The sequence below is a fragment of the Gilliamella sp. N-G2 genome (assembly GCF_002142215.1).
Classification (GTDB): Bacteria; Pseudomonadota; Gammaproteobacteria; order Enterobacterales; family Orbaceae; genus Gilliamella.
The window spans coordinates 18,275-35,441 of the sequence record NZ_NAST01000025.1; the positions used below are offsets into that span (position 1 = coordinate 18,275).

General features: G+C 34.0%; 16 protein-coding genes. 12 read left to right on the forward strand and 4 right to left on the reverse strand.

Features of this window, described 5'->3' with window-relative positions:
* Nucleotides 1-3: 3 nt before the first annotated feature.
* The 6 genes from B6C99_RS10625 to B6C99_RS10650 all read left to right on the forward strand — a co-directional run bounded on the left by B6C99_RS10625 (nucleotide 4) and on the right by B6C99_RS10650 (nucleotide 5,564).
* Nucleotides 4-1,290: an ABC transporter permease gene (locus B6C99_RS10625; RefSeq protein WP_086359802.1), complete on the forward strand. Its 1,287-nt coding sequence runs from the start codon at nucleotides 4-6 to the stop codon at nucleotides 1,288-1,290.
* A gap of 16 nt (nucleotides 1,291-1,306) precedes the next feature.
* Complete coding sequence (locus tag B6C99_RS10630; protein ID WP_216819458.1) at nucleotides 1,307-2,446, forward strand: FtsX-like permease family protein; 1,140 nt, start codon at nucleotides 1,307-1,309, stop codon at nucleotides 2,444-2,446.
* An 11-nt stretch (nucleotides 2,447-2,457) separates the two neighbouring features.
* A complete protein-coding gene (locus B6C99_RS10635; protein WP_065563564.1) occupies nucleotides 2,458-3,117 on the forward strand; it encodes an ABC transporter ATP-binding protein in 660 nt (219 codons plus the stop codon).
* Nucleotides 3,118-3,137: 20 nt separating this feature from the next.
* Nucleotides 3,138-3,605, forward strand: coding sequence for a DUF4418 family protein (locus tag B6C99_RS10640; RefSeq protein ID WP_158092471.1), 468 nt, complete (start codon nucleotides 3,138-3,140; stop codon nucleotides 3,603-3,605).
* An 82-nt stretch (nucleotides 3,606-3,687) separates the two neighbouring features.
* The gene (locus B6C99_RS10645) at nucleotides 3,688-4,899 is read left to right on the forward strand and encodes an ABC transporter permease (RefSeq protein ID WP_086359805.1); all 1,212 of its coding nucleotides are present in this window, start codon (nucleotides 3,688-3,690) and stop codon (nucleotides 4,897-4,899) included.
* The gene (locus tag B6C99_RS10650; protein ID WP_086359806.1) at nucleotides 4,899-5,564 is read left to right on the forward strand and encodes an ABC transporter ATP-binding protein; all 666 of its coding nucleotides are present in this window, start codon (nucleotides 4,899-4,901) and stop codon (nucleotides 5,562-5,564) included. Before B6C99_RS10645 ends, B6C99_RS10650 begins: the two co-directional genes overlap by 1 nt.
* A gap of 29 nt (nucleotides 5,565-5,593) precedes the next feature.
* Here B6C99_RS10650 and B6C99_RS10655 read toward each other — a convergent pair whose 3' ends face one another.
* Both B6C99_RS10655 and B6C99_RS13570 read right to left on the reverse strand, forming a co-directional pair.
* Complete coding sequence (locus tag B6C99_RS10655; protein WP_086359807.1) at nucleotides 5,594-6,175, reverse strand: nucleoside triphosphate pyrophosphatase; 582 nt, start codon at nucleotides 6,173-6,175, stop codon at nucleotides 5,594-5,596.
* Between the two features lie 588 nt (nucleotides 6,176-6,763).
* Entirely contained in the window at nucleotides 6,764-6,898 is a 135-nt protein-coding gene (locus B6C99_RS13570; RefSeq protein WP_256363511.1) for a hypothetical protein, read from the reverse strand.
* 550 nt (nucleotides 6,899-7,448) lie between these two features.
* Here B6C99_RS13570 and B6C99_RS10660 point away from each other — a divergent pair.
* The 5 genes from B6C99_RS10660 (at nucleotide 7,449) to B6C99_RS10685 (ending at nucleotide 10,898) form a co-directional block, all read left to right on the forward strand.
* The gene (locus tag B6C99_RS10660; protein ID WP_086359808.1) at nucleotides 7,449-7,877 is read left to right on the forward strand and encodes a universal stress protein; all 429 of its coding nucleotides are present in this window, start codon (nucleotides 7,449-7,451) and stop codon (nucleotides 7,875-7,877) included.
* A 39-nt stretch (nucleotides 7,878-7,916) separates the two neighbouring features.
* Nucleotides 7,917-8,882 (forward strand): hypothetical protein, encoded by a 966-nt coding sequence (locus B6C99_RS10665; RefSeq protein WP_086359809.1) that lies wholly within the window; start codon nucleotides 7,917-7,919, stop codon nucleotides 8,880-8,882.
* A gap of 34 nt (nucleotides 8,883-8,916) precedes the next feature.
* Nucleotides 8,917-9,411 (forward strand): hypothetical protein, encoded by a 495-nt coding sequence (locus B6C99_RS10670; protein ID WP_086359810.1) that lies wholly within the window; start codon nucleotides 8,917-8,919, stop codon nucleotides 9,409-9,411.
* Nucleotides 9,412-9,842: 431 nt separating this feature from the next.
* On the forward strand, nucleotides 9,843-10,223 hold the full coding sequence (locus tag B6C99_RS10680) for a VOC family protein (RefSeq protein ID WP_086359812.1): 381 nt from the start codon (nucleotides 9,843-9,845) through the stop codon (nucleotides 10,221-10,223).
* Nucleotides 10,224-10,601: 378 nt separating this feature from the next.
* Nucleotides 10,602-10,898 (forward strand): helix-turn-helix transcriptional regulator, encoded by a 297-nt coding sequence (locus B6C99_RS10685; protein WP_086359813.1) that lies wholly within the window; start codon nucleotides 10,602-10,604, stop codon nucleotides 10,896-10,898.
* 50 nt (nucleotides 10,899-10,948) lie between these two features.
* Here B6C99_RS10685 and B6C99_RS10690 read toward each other — a convergent pair whose 3' ends face one another.
* The gene (locus B6C99_RS10690; RefSeq protein ID WP_086359814.1) at nucleotides 10,949-12,322 is read right to left on the reverse strand and encodes an MFS transporter; all 1,374 of its coding nucleotides are present in this window, start codon (nucleotides 12,320-12,322) and stop codon (nucleotides 10,949-10,951) included.
* A 245-nt stretch (nucleotides 12,323-12,567) separates the two neighbouring features.
* Nucleotides 12,568-14,688 carry a bifunctional 23S rRNA (guanine(2069)-N(7))-methyltransferase RlmK/23S rRNA (guanine(2445)-N(2))-methyltransferase RlmL gene (gene rlmKL, locus B6C99_RS10695; protein WP_086359815.1) on the reverse strand — a complete coding sequence of 707 codons (2,121 nt, stop codon included), beginning with the start codon at nucleotides 14,686-14,688 and terminating at the stop codon, nucleotides 12,568-12,570.
* A gap of 389 nt (nucleotides 14,689-15,077) precedes the next feature.
* Here rlmKL and B6C99_RS10700 point away from each other — a divergent pair, with 389 nt between their 5' ends.
* On the forward strand, nucleotides 15,078-16,697 hold the full coding sequence (locus tag B6C99_RS10700) for a hypothetical protein (protein ID WP_086359816.1): 1,620 nt from the start codon (nucleotides 15,078-15,080) through the stop codon (nucleotides 16,695-16,697).
* Nucleotides 16,698-17,167: the final 470 nt, after the last annotated feature.

Here is a 17,167-nt window from a genome sequence, read left to right on the forward strand (position 1 = left end):
AATATGTTTCGTAGAATGTTACTTAGCGTGTTAGTTCGTCAAAAAAAGAAGCTATTTTTAATTGCCTTAACCGTTGCTTTAGGTGTGTCGCTGGCGACTGCCATGTTGAATGTAATGTTTGATGTCGGTGATAAAGTTAATCAAGAATTAAAGGCCTACGGTGCTAACTTAAATATCGTTCCCAAAGGGGCTGCATTGGTTAATGAGTTATATCAACTGGATAATGCTGATACCCGAGCTGCTATTCAATATATCAAGCAAGATGATTTAGTAAAGATTAAGATGATCTTCTGGGCATATAATATTGTTGATTTTGCACCTTATCTTACTACACAAGTAACAGTTAATGATAAACCAGTTACCCTCGTTGGAACTTGGTTTAATAAACATCTGACTATTCCAACTGGTGATGAGGTTGACACTGGCATGTTAGCCATGAAGTCATGGTGGTCAATTGAAGGCAACACTATGAAGGATGATAATTTGCAAGGAGTCATGGTGGGTGAGACTATTGCCACGCAATTGAATCTGAAACTAGGCGATAGCCTTGAGCTAATTTCACCATTAACAAATAAAAAAGTTACTTTAACTGTAAATAATATCTTCCATAGCGGAGGAATCGAAGATGCAGAGCTTTATGTGTCACTTCCTGTCGCGCAAAATCTGGCTAATAAAGATGGTTTGGTTGAACGGGTAGAGGTGAGTGCATTAACCACGCCCGAAAATGATTTAGCCCGTAAAGCAGCACAAGATCCAAATAGCTTATCTCGCACCGAATGGGATACATGGTACTGTACCGCTTATATCAGTTCGATAGCCTATCAATTGGAGGAGTTAATGCCCGATGTTAGGGTTAAAGCAATTATGCAAGTCGCTGAATCAGAAGGATCAATCTTACAAAAAACGCAGTTATTAATGCTATTGTTAACTGTTTTATCCTTAATCTGCTCGGCGCTAGCAATATCCAATTTAGTTACTGCCAATGTGATTGAGCGTAGTACTGAAATTGGTTTATTAAAAGCGTTAGGGGCAACAAATATTTCGGTAGCGATGTTAATCCTTACTGAAATTTTGATTATTGCTTTACTCGGGGGGATGGTAGGTTATTTTGTCGGTCTTGGTTTTGCACAAATTATTGGCCAAACGGTATTTGGTTCGTTTGTTGAACCTAAGATGATAATTATTCCACTGGTGTTAATTATGGTAAGCATGATTACATTATTAGGTAGCTTACCGGCATTACGTATTATGATGTTTTTACGCCCAACCGATGTATTGCATGGTCGGTAAGTGAGGCTAAATGATGATGAATAAAAATCAACGCTTTATTTTAAAAACGCTGCTTAGTTCGTTAATTCGCCGTCGTTCCCGGATTGCTATTGCTCTACTCGGTGTAGCGATAGGAGCAACCGTTTTACTTGGTATGGTTACACTTTGTTATGATATCCCAAGACAAATGGGACAAGAGTTTCGCTCTTATGGTGCCAATCTGCTGTTGATGCCGGCTAATAATCAACCTACCATGCCAATGACCGAAGTAAAAAAAGCCGTTAGCTTACTACCGCAAGATAAGGTATTAGGGGTTACCCCATTTCGTTATGACTCTATCCGCAGTAATCAACAGCCTTATACCATTGTCGGCACCCAGTTTGATCAAGTTATCAATACTAGCCCTTATTGGAAAATAGAAGGTGAAGTGCCGAAAAATCCAAATGAAATTATGATCGGTACCGATATTGCCCATTTTGCTAAGCTTAGCATTGGTAGTACCATACCAATTTCAGGAAAATCTAAACAAAATTCGCGTTTCGATGAAGAATTAACTATTACCGGCATCGTCAAAACCGGTCGAGCTGAGGATAACTTTATCTTTATTGAACTCAATGATCTTGAAACGTTACTCGAAGAAAACAATCAAGCCGAAGTGGTCGAAATAAGTATTACGGCAACGCAAGATGAGTTACAGCGCTATATTCAAACCATTAAAGATAATTCCAGCACGGTCGAACCCCATCTTATAAAATGGGTAACACAATCGGAAGCATCGGTGCTTGGTAAACTGTCATCTTTACTCTATTTGGTCACAATGGTGGTGTTAATTTTGACAATGATCTGTGTTGCCACCACTATGATGACGGTCGTTATGGAGCGTCGTAAAGAGATTGGTCTGAAAAAAGCTATTGGTGCAACTAACAAAAGTATTGCCAAAGAATTTTTAGCCGAAGGATTAATTTTAGGTATTGTCGGTGGTGTGATTGGAGTAATTTGTGGTCTGATCTTTGCTCAAATAATCAGTGCTAATGTATTTGGGCGATCAATTGTTATTGAATTTTATTTAATACCAACAACGATTATTATTTCGGCTGTGGTAACCATTATTGCGTGTTTGATTCCAGTAAAACGTGCACTTGAAGTTGAACCAGCATTAGTTTTACGTGGCGAATAGGATAGTAAAGTATGAATATGCTCGAAGTGAATAATGTTTCTAAAATCTATGGCTCATTACATGCCTTGTCTGAAGTTAACTTAACCGTTGAAGAGGGTAAATGGTTATCTATTATGGGACCATCAGGCAGTGGTAAAACAACCTTAATGAATATTATTGGTTGTATGGATAAACCGTCATTAGGCTCTGTGATTTTAGATGGACAAGATATCACCCAGTTGTCATTACCACAGCTGACGGAAATTCGCCGTGATAAGATTGGTCTAATCTTTCAACAATTCCATCTTGTTTCCTATTTAACTGCATTAGAAAACGTAATGGTGGCGCAATATTATCACAGTATGGTAGATGAAAAAGAAGCCTTACAAGCATTAGAACGAGTTGGACTTGCGGCACGGGCCAAACATCTACCGCGCCAATTATCTGGTGGTGAACAGCAAAGGGTCTGTATTGCTAGAGCATTAATTAATTATCCAAAACTGATTTTAGCTGATGAGCCAACTGGTAACTTAGATGAAAGTAATGAAGCAATGGTTATGAACTTACTACATCAACTTCACGAAGAAGGAAGTACAATCATCGTTGTTACGCATTCGCCTGAAGTATCAAAACATGCGCAGACTACGGTGGTTCTTGAACATGGTAAGGTAGCAAGTATTATCAATAATTAATGATTAAAGGGTCTATATTTATGAAAAATCGCATTGTTTCATCTGTATTGTTTATATTCATCGGGGCGCTACTTATTTTATTTCCGCTTTATATTTTACCTGTCTGCCCGTTACCTGATGCGCAAGCTATACCTGCTACAACGATGGCAGGGGATGGGCATATGCATTCAACTCCAGGTAAAATCATGAAATGCTTTTGGACTGCAAGGGCAGAAATTGGTATTGGTAGTTTAGTGATTGCCATTGGTGCGTTAGTACTATTTAGTCGCTCACTATTTGTCCGTATTGGATTGAGTATGGCGTTAGCTTGCACTGCAGTTTTAGCGGCAGCTATTCCAACTATTTTAATCGGTGTCTGTGGCAATGAGATGATGCGTTGTAATATGGGTGCCAAACCTGCACTGATTTTATTAGCTATCGTTTTAGTAATTGCAGCAATTAGCAATGTGCTCTATTTGAATAAACAAGTGAATAAACAAATAAGATAAACAGTATTAAGTAAGTATCAACAATCAACATTAGTCAACATCAGCCTTAATACAACAAGATATAGAAAACGAGAACTAAAACATGCAAGAAAAACCGATTACTATAGCAAATTTAGCATGGCGAAACATTCAAAGACGACCATTTCGGAGTTGTTGTTTGATTATCATTATTATGCTGTTTTCCGCTACGCTATTTGGCGGTAGCGTGTTAATGAAAAATCTGAGTTTAGGTATTTCTGGTATGGCTAATCGTTTAGGCGCGGATATTCTTGTTGTACCTTACGGTTATGAAAAAAATCTTGAAGTTGCATTGTTACGTGGTGAACCAAGCAGTTTTTATCTAAAAGCAGATTTGATTGATAAAATTAAAGTAATCAAAGGGGTTAAAGCTGTCTCCCCCCAACTATTTATCGCTTCATTGAATGCTGGTTGCTGTACATCTAAAGTACAACTAATTGGTTTTGATCAGCAAAGTGATTTTGTGATCAAACCTTGGTTGCAAACGCAGTTAAACCAACCATTGAACAATAATCAGGTTGTTGTTGGTAGCAAAATTACGGCCAATGTCGGTGATGAAATTAAGTTTTTTAATCATCCATTTAAAGTCGCAGCCAAAATGGATAGTACCGGAATGGGCTTTGATACCTCTGTATTTATGACAATCCCGACAGCACAGTTACTGATGAAAGAAGCGAACCTAATTGAAGGCGATACTGAACACTTTGCTAACTATGTATCATCAATTTTTGTTAAAGTCGATCCTGATTATCAGCCTAAAGATGTTGTTAATCAGATGATGCCGAAATATGCTATTGACTACAATATTGATTTTGTGATGACCAAAGGCATGTTAAGTAATATTTCCAAGTGGCTAAATGGTTTTTCAACTATTGTCTATAGTTTATCGGCAATTTTCTGGGTACTGGCAATTATTGTCATCTTTGTGATATTTTCATCATCACTTAATGAACGTAAACGTGAAATAAGTCTATTACGTATTTTAGGCGCTTCTCGTAGTGATTTGGTCAAAATGTTACTGCGAGAATCACTTATTATTAGTGCCTTAGGTGGCATTGCAGGTATTGTGATCGCTGGTGTATTAATTTATGCCTTTAGCTTATTGATTTGCCAGTCGATAGGTTTGCCATGTATGAACATTTCCATTACTGACGGATTAATTTATGCATTAATGGTATTTATGTTGACGTTGATTATTGGTCCACTGTCTAGTATTTATTCGGCATTGTCGTTGACTAAATTTGATACTTATCAAACACTAAGAGAGGGTGAATAATGTTATTGGATGTCAAAAACCTTCGCAAAGATTATCAACGTGGTTCGCAACATTTCTCAGCGGTAAATAATGTTAGTTTTTCAATGGCACAAACCGATTTTATCAGTATTATGGGCAAATCAGGCAGTGGTAAAACGACGTTACTTAATATGATTGCTGGGTTATTGACCCCGACTCAAGGTAAAATTACCATTAATGGTACCAACTTATTTGAACTTGATGATAAGCAGGTATCAGCATTTCGTAATCAAAATATTGGCTACATTCCACAAGGTAGTAGTTTATTACCCAATTTGACCGCACTGGAAAATATTCGATTACCATTTTATTTAACTAAACGGGAAAACCAATCTAGTTTAAATTATGCGCTGGATCTGCTTGAAAAGGCTAAAATCTGCTACTTAAAAGATACTTATCCTGCGAATATGTCGGGAGGAGAAATGCGTCGAATTGCTATTTTACGTGCGCTGATTTGTCGACCACAATTAGTGATTGCCGATGAACCTACCAGCGATCTTGATGAAGAAAGCTCTGCACAAATTATGGCGTTATTAACCGAGATTCACCAACAAGGTACAGGACTATTAATTGTTACTCATGATAATGATGTAGCAAATTATAGCCAAAGAACGTTAAAAATGTCTTCGGGTAGATTAATTGATTAATTAAATTACCTTTATAGCTTTATTATTAATTATAAGAGTAGTGGATTACAGCCCATATCGATCATAATTTTATTTAACTTTATCAGCGGTAATCCAACTAATGAATTAATATCATCACCTTCAAGCTTATCAAAAAGGGTGATACCTAATTCATCACATTTAAAACTACCAGCACATTGTAGTGGCATCTCTTTAGCGATATAAGCATCAATTTCTGCATCAGTTAACTGGCGAAAAGTAACCTTAAACGGTTCACAAATTGTTTGCGATTGGCCAGTACTAGTATGAATGACGGTCATTCCGGTATAAAAGTAAAACGCTTTGCCACTGCTATTTCTCAATTGTTGTTGGGCATTTTCAATGGTATGTGGTTTGCAAACAATCTGATCATCCAATACACCTACTTGGTCAGAACCAATAATCAAACTATCAGGATAATTAGCCACTAACGACTGTGCTTTGGCATTAGCTAAACGCACCACCAATTGCTGTGCACTTTCATTTAGCAAAGGCGTTTCATCACAAACGGGTGGTACACACTCAAACGGAATGGCTAATTTTTCCAATACTTTTTTACGTGATAGCGATGTCGATGCTAAGATAATTCTCATTGCAACTATTCTCTTAAGATTCATGGGGAAAGATGAGCATTAAAACCGATATGACCGCAATAATCAACTGTCAGTTGTGTTATAAAGCTATCCAGTAACGATGGTCAGTTTGATTTTGGGTTTATTGTCTCAATGGCTTATCAATCAGTTGTTTTCGATAAATTTTATTAACTACTAAATCAGTTAAACTGCAAGAAATTGCAACAAATCTTTGTTCATTGAATTTTAGACGTTTTATTGTTTGGTGGCTATTTCAATACCGAGGTTACGTCCAAGTAAAGAGGGTTTGCGCGAACCCTCTTTACCAACTCCCGCGGCGACCATGCAAGTGGTCACGTTGTGACTTCCTTCCGCCTTCGTTCGCTGTTAACACACCGGCTGTGATTTGTTCCAGACAAAGCACAGCCTTGTCAAACTTCCCTGTTTGCCATGCTAATCTCACTTTGTTGTCAGCACTTTGCTAATGTCGTTAAATGAGAAGCACTAAACTGATTTATCAAAATAAACTTTAATTATTGGCCCTAGCTAATGAGATAACTAGTTTTAGTGATTTAACGGATGGATTTTAGTCTTAAAAAACCCCTCTCCTCAAATTTTTTTATTCGGTGAGTTTCGGACGTTTTGTTGTTTGATGGCTATTTCAATACCGAGATTACGTCTGAGTAAAGAGGGTTTGCGCGAACCCTCTTTACCAACTCGCGCGGCGACCACGCAAGTGGTCACGTTGTGACTTCCTTCCGCCATCGTTCGCTGTTAACGCACTGGCTGTATTTGTTCCATACAAAGCGCAGCCTTGTCAAACTTCCCTGTTTGTCATGCTAATCTCACTTTGTTGTCAGCACTTTGCTAATGTCGTTAAATAAGATTCACCAGACTTTTCAGCAAGAAATAAACTTTTATATTTAAAGCTAATTAATTTTAGTTTTATGACCAATTTCGGAGAGATGATGGGATGTTTTAAGCTTTAAAAACCCCGTTCCTCATCTGAAAACGACGTTTATTGCTTATTGGTTGATGTTGAGCTAATAAGTAAAGACTAAATAACAATATCGTTTGTTTTACCGTTACTTTGAGGTCATGATGATAAATAATGTTTGCTATAGTTGATCTCTGTCATGATTTTGCAAAAAAATTATTTCAATCTTTTATATTCACGTTAGGATAGTTATGTAACAACTGGATTTCATTTAAAATTAGTATCATACTGAACCAATACCATTGGCCTTCACCAATAAAATGGTAAAGCCAAGTTTAAATATTGTGAGGAGGCGTTATGTACAAAAAAATATTAGTTCCGATTGATGTGCTTGAAGATGAATTAACTCAAAAAGTGATCCCTCATGTTGAGTGTCTAGCAAAATTATCTAATGCACAAGTTATCTTCTTTCATACCTTACCAGTTGCATCGGCTATTGTGAATGCTTACTCATTTGGTTTTGATGAGTTTAAAGATCAAGCTACTGTACAAACAGAACAGTGGTTACATCGTTTGATTGATACAATTAATCTACCACAGGAAAATTTATCTTTTTCAATCGCTTTTGGTAATCCAAGAGATGAGATCTTACATCTAGCCGAAGAAATTGAACCAGATCTTATTATTTTAGGTTCAAGACGCCCTAATATCTCAACACACTTGCTGGGTTCAAATGCCTCAGGAGTGGTACGAGGTGCGAAAACATCAGTGTTAGTTGTACGTTAGTTGTACATAAAGTTGAATCAATGGTGATAGATAAGAATTATGATCTTTAGGAATATTTTTTATAGTTTTTTAATCTTATTTAGTTTTTCTGTAAATGCTGACGTATTTAATCGTCAGGATATTTCGACGATTACTATTCATAATATTCTTGGTTATGATTTTCAAAAATCCTTAATTCTTAAAATAACCGCTGATTCAATTTTTATCCCTCATGGATTTTGTAATGATAAAGAATGTCCTATAGATGGTCAGGATATAGAGTATCTAGGACATCATGATATTTTTAAATTTGTTCCTGAGGAATATTTAATAAGATCAAACTATATTAATCCAATGTCATATGATGGTATGGGTACAACTAAATTAGAAATTTGTATTGTAGATGGTCGTTGTCATTCATGGAATTATGGAGAGTTTGATGATAAAGAGATGATACTTTTTTATGATAAATTGAAACAAATACGAACTGGTAAAAGTGAATATCAATTTCATCCGAAAACTATCCCGCCATTGACTAAAGTAATTTTTGATAAAAAAAACCTGACATCAATTAATCTATATCAATTAATTGCTTACCCTTTTAATGAAGTGCTGTTATATACAATTACAGCTGATTCAATAACTGAATATCCTTTCACAAAATGTTATCTAATCAATAGTGAACTTGAATGTGATGTAAAAAGTAAAAGTATTCAGTACCGAGATAAATATAATATTTTTAAGGCTTTTCCAACTTTATTTTTATCAGGCTCTAATTTTGTTGATCTTAGGGAATATGGTGGAGGAGATAATAATTTCTTTGCATTGTTCAAAATAGAAGGTTGTTTTACTGATGGTCATTGCAATATATGGGAATTTTATGATGTGAATCGCAATATTGATGATTTTTTTTATCGCTATCATGATGATATTACTAATCGTTATAATGATGATGAAACAAAAGAATTTCTAAGCAAAATAATGCAACTTTATTACGATACACTAAAAAGTAATACTAAAAATTAATAGTAAGAAAATAAAAGGGGGAATAGAAATAATAATGAAAACAAAGATATTTTTGGGTTGGTTATTTATTTTTTCCAGTTTTATTGTTAACGCCAAAATATTCGATACTTATAACGCAAGAATGATTATCTATGATTCAACACCGGAAGCACCGGTTGGAAGAATGCGCTTTGAAATAACTGAAAACTATATTGTTAAATATGCAACATTAACTTGTATTCGAAACGATAATGTTAGTCGCTGCATAGCTAATGAGCCTGACAGTAAATACACTGGTTATCATAATCTTTTTCAATTAATTCCTGAAAGATATTTAAGAAGTGATGAATATTATAATATGCAAGAATATGATGGGCCTGGTTATAAGATTTATATTAATGCTAGTTTAGATAGTATGGTAAACAATTTATTTAGCTCTAATACGCCAGATCGTAAAGATAAAGATGTCGCAGAATTTTTGGATAAAATCGATCAACTTTTAACAGGTAAAACTGAATATCAATTTGAACCTATCATGATGGATAAATAAAATAATTTAAGTATTTTTTTGCCCCTTTTTAGTATGCCAGTAAAATTGGTTGTACCTATCCGTAATAATATTACTATAATGAAGTTTGATAGAGATGGTATTACTGAAATTGTTTTGAAAAATTGTCAAAGTCAGATAATGAAAAAATATTTTGGTTTAATTATCAGGGATAATAAACAGAGCGGGCTTCATATCTGTATACATTATCTGAAAAAATCATTTAAAGTTTATATCAGGATTAAGTCTGATATTCTTTTATCAGAAACAGCTTTAGATAATATTTAAAAATTTTGTTTTGTTTGAACAATTTGTTAATTCATATATTAAGTTTTATAATAATTATTTAATCGATAAAATTATTGCAAATCAAATAATCAATATAGTTTCAATATATACTCTTTTTTTAGATTAGCTAGAAAGGATAGATACTGATGAAAATTAAAAATATCGATCATTTTGTCATTACTAGTCATGATCTCACTAAAAGCATTGCATTTTATCAAGATATTTTAGAATTGAAACATGTCGAACGCAACGGACGCCATGCCTTTGTTTTTGGTAATCAAAAAATCAATATTCATGCCCAAAAAGGCGAGTTTCAACCAGCGGCATTACACCCAGAATATGGAAGCCAAGATTTCTGTTTAATTGTTGAAGACGATATTGAAAGCGTAAAAAAAGAAATTATAAAAAAAGGTTATCCGATTGTAGAAGGGATTGTTGAACGACATGGTGCTAAAGGCAATATCAAAAGCCTATATCTAAGAGACCCGGATGGAAACCTTGTCGAATTAGCCAATTATTGCGATTAAGGTTAATACTTATCGACTAAACTTAAATAATTGGCTTTCTAAGAATAAAAATTTGAGGAAAGGGGTTTTTGAAATCTAAAATAACCAATCACTAACCCTTTTTTTTGACTTAAAATAAAATTTTCAAAAAAATCAATATGTTGAAGGGTAGCTCAAAAAAAGGTTTTTATTGGTAAAAATAGACTTTGCCTTTTTGCCAACAACATTTATAGTATATCGGGTTCTAGTTCACTGCCGTGTAGGTAGATTAAAATTAGCCAAAATTATAACGCCCGAAATCCATCAAACTAGAAAAGTTTAGTAAAGGAGTTTTTTAAGGTGAATAAACTTATCACATGCTATAATCGTTTTCACTCATAATTAAACTCTACACCTATTATGAATAATAATTCAATTGACAACAAACTAAATGAAAAAATGGTGCTTATTTTCAAAGCACTCTCTGATCCAGTTAGAATTGAAATAATTAAATATTTAAAAAACATAAGAACGGAGGTCATTTGTGGTGAAATAGGCCAAGCGGTTGGTATCAGTAAACCTTCGGGAACTTATCATTTTAAGTTATTACAACAAGCTGAATTAATTAATGTAAGAAAAAGTGCTAGAGAAAAATATATAGAACTGAATAAATCAACATTTGATAAATATGTTACAGGTTTTTTTGATAGTCTTTAAAATATTTAAATGTTGATTTAACCTTATATTTAATGCTAGAGGGTTATTAACTATTGTAATTTATTCCTTGTTGATAATTTGAGTGAAAAAACTATCCCTAATAACGATATTACTCCTGTGGTGATAATTACCGCATCGAATCCTTGGGCAAAAGCTAGCGAATTAGTTATTCCGCCATAAATATTGAATATAATTACTGATATTGTTGTACCTATGGCACCGCCAAATAAGCGAAATATATTATATATTCCAGATGCTTTTCCTAAATATATTGGCTCAACAGCACTTAATACTGATTTTTGCAGAGCTGGTCCAGCCATTGAAAGCCCCATACCGGCGATCATTAAAGGTATTGCCATAGCTATATATGAATTAGTTAAATTAACTAAAAAAATAATTAGCAAATAACCGATTCCCTGTAAAAACAATCCTAGTGTTGCAATAGTCTTTTCACCAAATTTATCTACAGCGTTGCCTGCAAATGGTGCTATTACTACTAATGTTGCTGTCCAGGGTAATAATTGTAACCCAGCCATCAGTGGATTAGTTTTTTCAAATACTAAGAAATATTGAGGTAAAAAGAATAATACGCCAAACATAGATGCATATAATAAAAAAGTTGCGATATTACCGTTAGTGAATACTTTTGAATGAAATAATATCAACGGAATCATAGGGGTAGTAGTCATTTTTTGTCTAATGATAAATAAAATACCAAGTACTAGACAAGATAAGCCGGTAATAGTCGTTATAATGTGCGAGGTTTGTGTCGTTATTTCTGATAATGACCATATTATTCCCGCTGAAGAGATGGTGATAAGTAGAAAATCAGTAAAGTTCAATTTATCTTCTTTGCCTTTGCTTTCAGGTAATAATCTATGGGCAAAATAGATTGTTATTATACCTATAGGTAAATTAATCCAAAATATCCATTGCCAAGATAAAGTAGCGACAATAAACCCACCTAAAACAGGCCCAACAATAAGCGCTAAACCACCAATACCACTCCATATTCCCAATGCTTTTCCACGTATATTTGTGGGTAATGAATGGGTTAAAATAGCCATTGACATTGGCGTCATAACACAAGCACCAACAGCTTGTATCATTCTAGAAATGATTAATTCAATAATATTATTCGATAAAGCACAAAATATGGAAGCGATAGTGAAAATAGCGATACCAATAAGATAGACTTTTTTTCTGCCTATTTTTTCGCCTAGTGAAACACCAACAAGTAATAATGCCGCTATGGTTATATTATAAATATTCAACAACCACTGTAATAAATTAACTGATATTTGAAAATTATTCCGTATTGCAGTAGTGGCTGTGGTGACTATCATTGAATCTATCATTGACATGAAAAATCCTAATGAAGTTAAAATAATAATAGCTGATGAATTGACCTTTTTTTCTTGCATTTTATTAACCTTTTGCTTTGCTATACTTAGCTAAAACAGGACTTTCAATGTATATGTTTAATGTATTGGCCTATGTGTAAACTAGCTTTTTTGATTTATAGTTTTATAGTTCATTAGTTATTTAACTATTTTATCATATTAATTAAAACAAACAGAATAATCAATAGTAGATTGCAAAGATCAATTTGATTTAAGTAATAATATAAGTGGTAAGAAGTTACCGCCTTGCGGCGGTATTTTATTTATTATTGATGTTTAACAATAAAACAGCAGTGGATCTGTTTATTGCGTTTAAAATCGAGCGATAAAGTTTTATCGGTGATATCTTGAAATGTTAGCCCTAGTTTTTGCATACCATCGGCATCCATTTTAAACCCACGTTTATTGTTCGAAAATACTATTATACCATTTGGTCTGAGCAAACGTTTTAAATCATTCATTAATTTTAGATGATCACGCTGAACATCAAAGGTATCGTTCATTCGTTTAGAATTAGAAAATGTCGGCGGGTCGATAAAAATCAGATCAAATTGTTCATCTGCTTGAGATAAATAAAGTAAGCAGTCTGCTTGTATTAATCTATGGTTTTTACCGGTTAAGCCATTTTGCTTTAAATTGCGATCAGCCCACTCTAAATAGGTACGAGACATATCAACAGTTGTTGTTGATTTAGCTTTACCAAGACCAGCATAAACTGTAGCACTACCTGTATAAGCAAATAGATTTAAAAAGTCTTTTCCGGTACTCATTTGGCCAATCATTTTTCTGGCTAAGCGGTGATCCAAAAATAATCCAGTATCTAAATAATCCACTACGTTAACCCAAAACTGAGTTTGTTTATTGTTAATTGGATATTCATGGACTAAAAAATAATCCTGTTTTTGTCCGAGTTTTTGATATTGTTGTTTACCTTTCTGTTTTTCGCGAGTTTTTAGTACCAACTGATCAGCGGTTAGTTCTAGTACAGACATGGTCGCATTGATAATATCAAAAAGTCTTTGTCGAGTTTTTTGTGGATCGATATTTTTGGGTGCAGCATATTCTTGTACTACAATTTTGTCTTTGTAACGATCAATAGCCACGTTATATTCAGGTAAATCTGCATCATAAAGACGATAGCATTCAAGTTGTTCTTGGCTCGCCCATTTTTCAAATCTTTGGCAATTTTTACGTAAACGATTGGCAAAATCGGCTGCGGGTAAATTTTGCTTAATGAGTGGCTGATCCGATTGGCGATCAGCAATTGAGTAATTCTTTTGTACGCAATCTAAAGGCCCATTTTTGGCTTTAAATTGTTTATCAGCCCGCATTTGTAAACAATCTAATAGTTGTGGTGTACCACTAAATAACGATAATCGCCAACCACCAAACTGTTGTTTAATTTGTCGACCTAAGGCTGAGTGCAAAGCAACTAAAGCCGGTTCGCTTTCTAACCGCTCGCCATAAGGTGGATTACTAATGATCATGCCATGTAAATTACGATCAAGTGGATTGGTTAATTGGGTTACGTCCTGCAAAGTAAAAGTAATTAAATCACCTACACCAGCATAGATAGCATTTTGTTTGGCGCGTTCTAATACCATAGGATTATTGTCATAACCGATAAAAGTGGTTTTCGTTTTTTGGACATTATGTTTAGCTTTAAAGAGTAAATCATTCCAAAGCGTCGGGTTGAATCCTTGCCAAGCAAAAAATCCCCATTGTTTACGTAACAGTCCAGGTGGAATATTAGAGGCCATCATCGCAGCTTCAATTAGTAAAGTTCCTGAACCACACATTGGATCGATAAGAGGTTCATCTGTTTGCCAGCCTGAACGGAGAATAATTGCTGCAGCTAAGTTCTCTTTTAACGGTGCTTGGCCTGTTTGCTGACGATAACCACGTTGATGTAGACTTTCACCACTTAAATCTAACGATAAGCTAACTCGATTTTTGTTTAGATAAGCATGTAAACGAATATCTGGATTTTGTTTGGCAACATTTGGGCGCTCATTAGTTTGACGCATAAAATGATCAACAATTGCATCTTTGATCTTTAATGCTCCATATTGGCTATTGCGAATAAAGTCATTTACGCCAACAAAGTTGATGATAAATGAGTTATCGACCGCAAAAATATCGCACCATTTGATATTCATCACACATGAATAGAGATCTAAGTCACTATAGATATCAAACTCGGCAATGGGTAATAGAATCCGAGAAGCCAAACGAGACCATAATAATGATTGGTACATGGTTGATTGATCAGCGTCAAAGTAGACACCCCCTTGCGACACTTTACAACTTACCGCGCCAATATTTTCTAACTCTTTTTTTAATAACTCTTCAAGCCCGCGAGAGGTGCTGGCAAATAGCGTTTTCATGCATAATCCACTTAATAATAAAATTGCAGGCATTATACCGACTAATTGCAATAGTGGGAAATGATTGACTTAAACAATAGTTAATCAAATCTAATATAATTAGAATAAAAAGTTGATAGGGATTTTTGGTAAATGTAAAACATCCTCTAATTTTTTTGCTTTCATGAGAATTATTATCAAAAAATAGATCTTATTATTTTGCTTAATTTTTTAATTCTTTTCTCAACAAATCATAATTATTTCAATTTAATTGTTTACATATCTTAACAAAAAGTCCTTAGGCTAAGTTTGTCAAATTAAGATAAGTTCTTTATAATTTATAATTTTTACTGCTATACTTTTATTATTCTAAATAAAACGGAAAAATATATTACAAAGGATTGATAAATATGTTAAAATACATATGTTTAGAAGCCAGCCAGCCAGCCAGCCAGCCAGCCAGCCAGCCAGCCAGCCAGCCAGCCAGCCAGCCATTACTGTCTTTACTGATAGCTTCATTAGCTTTTATTGTTGGCCAAAGTCATGCTTTAACTGCCTATACCACAGAAGCTATTCATGGTTCTCAACCTTATTTAACATTTGATAATGGCACTACCAAAGCTAATGATGCAAACACATTACTTGCTGTAAAATTATCAGACGGAACAGTAATTACTGCCTCACAAGATAATTCCAGCGAGAAAAAACCAATAGAATTGCCAGTAAAAATAGATTCTTTTAAAAGTATTCAAACTTATGTTCCGCTTTTGTCAACCGGTAATAGTCAATATCCTAATATTGATATAAATAGCTTAATTGCTTCGCCTTATAATTATTGGGGGGATGATGATGGTGATGACAAAGTTACCGCAACGGGCACTTTGAATATAAAATGGGAAGATTCATTTAAAACTGATATTACTAAAAAAGTTGGTCTTAATCCTAATAGTCAATTAAATCCTTGTCGTAGTCCTTATAAATTAACGATTTCGGTAACTGGAGGTCAATTATCTACTTTATATGGATTACCTAATAGCAGCGAATTTGTTGGTGGTAGTCATATCTATTATTTTACTCCTCATAGCGAAAGTATTTATGCCTGCTATGCTCAACCTAATTTAGTTTTTGATAAAAGTACTTATTTATGGTCTCAATATGATATTGATGTTGAAGGACCCGATTGGGTAACAAGTAAAGGTTTTGAAATTCAAAATTTATATCAACCTGAGTTGAACTTTCCAACTACAGGATCAAATGGTTTATATTTTTATTTATTGTTAGTTGGTATTACTCCCGATGAAGTGATAGCAGCTAATGGTTCGAGCATTACTTCAGAAAATGGTAGTGATGTTAGTGTATTGTTAAGTTTAACTACACCAACAACTTCAATTTGGCAGGGGGAATTTAATTCAGTAGGTGAAAAAAGTGTACTTTTGAAAGTCAAATTAAAAGGTCCTGATAGATTAAGTAGTAATAAAAGCTTTAAACCTGCTATTTTTAAAATTTATGCAGATAAATCAAAAACAAAACTATTATATAGTTTCAAATTACAACGTTGGTATATTGTGCAACCAAATGTGAAAATAAATTCATATACACAAGCAAAGACATTTTGTGATCAATTAGGTAGTGGCTATCGTGTGCCAGATGTAAATGATTTTACCAATGCTAATAATGAGAAGTATGATTGGTTAGGGGGAATTGTTGGCCGACTTGGTAATATAGCTGCTTATCGTCGACAAATTAGTTATCGTGATAGTAGTAATAAATGGATTGGTGGGTTATTTAATGAGTGGGGATGTATAAGTAATTCGTATAACAATGATCCTTCAGGAGCATTTAAATGTAGTGGTTATTCTGGAATTGACTGGGATACTTTTTATGGTTATTACACTAATAGTAAATATCAAGGAACTAACGATGGTTATAAAGGAAGTTATTATGTCGTAGCAGGTAACGTTGGTGTTGTAGAACCGGAAATCGTCAATAAGATAAGGCGTTCTGATCGTGCTGTATGTGTGACACCATAAAAATTAATAGTATTCTGCTATTGAAACAAAATTTATTTTAAAGGAAATAGACAAAAATTTTGTCTTAGGGCGTAGGCGACCTAAGACAAAATTTTCTGATTAAAAAACGAACAAACTTAATGCTGATAACTCCTAACTAGGTGTAATGCTTGTCAAATAGCGTTTTCATGCATAATCCACTTAATAATAAAATTGCAGGCATTATACCGACTAATTGCAATAGTGGGAAATGCTCGCCTTAAATAGCACTTAATCAAATAAAATTTAATCAGTACAAAAAAAGTTGAGAAACTGGGTTTTTGAAATTCTATAATAGATATTAACTGTATGTATCCATTGAAACCTATTTAGCTTAATAATAATTTACATAAAATCAGAGTACAAATGAAATAATTTAAATTATTATGTCCAAAGATAAAGGAATATCCATAATTTGTAGTTAACGCTATTGAATGGCACTTAGTATTATA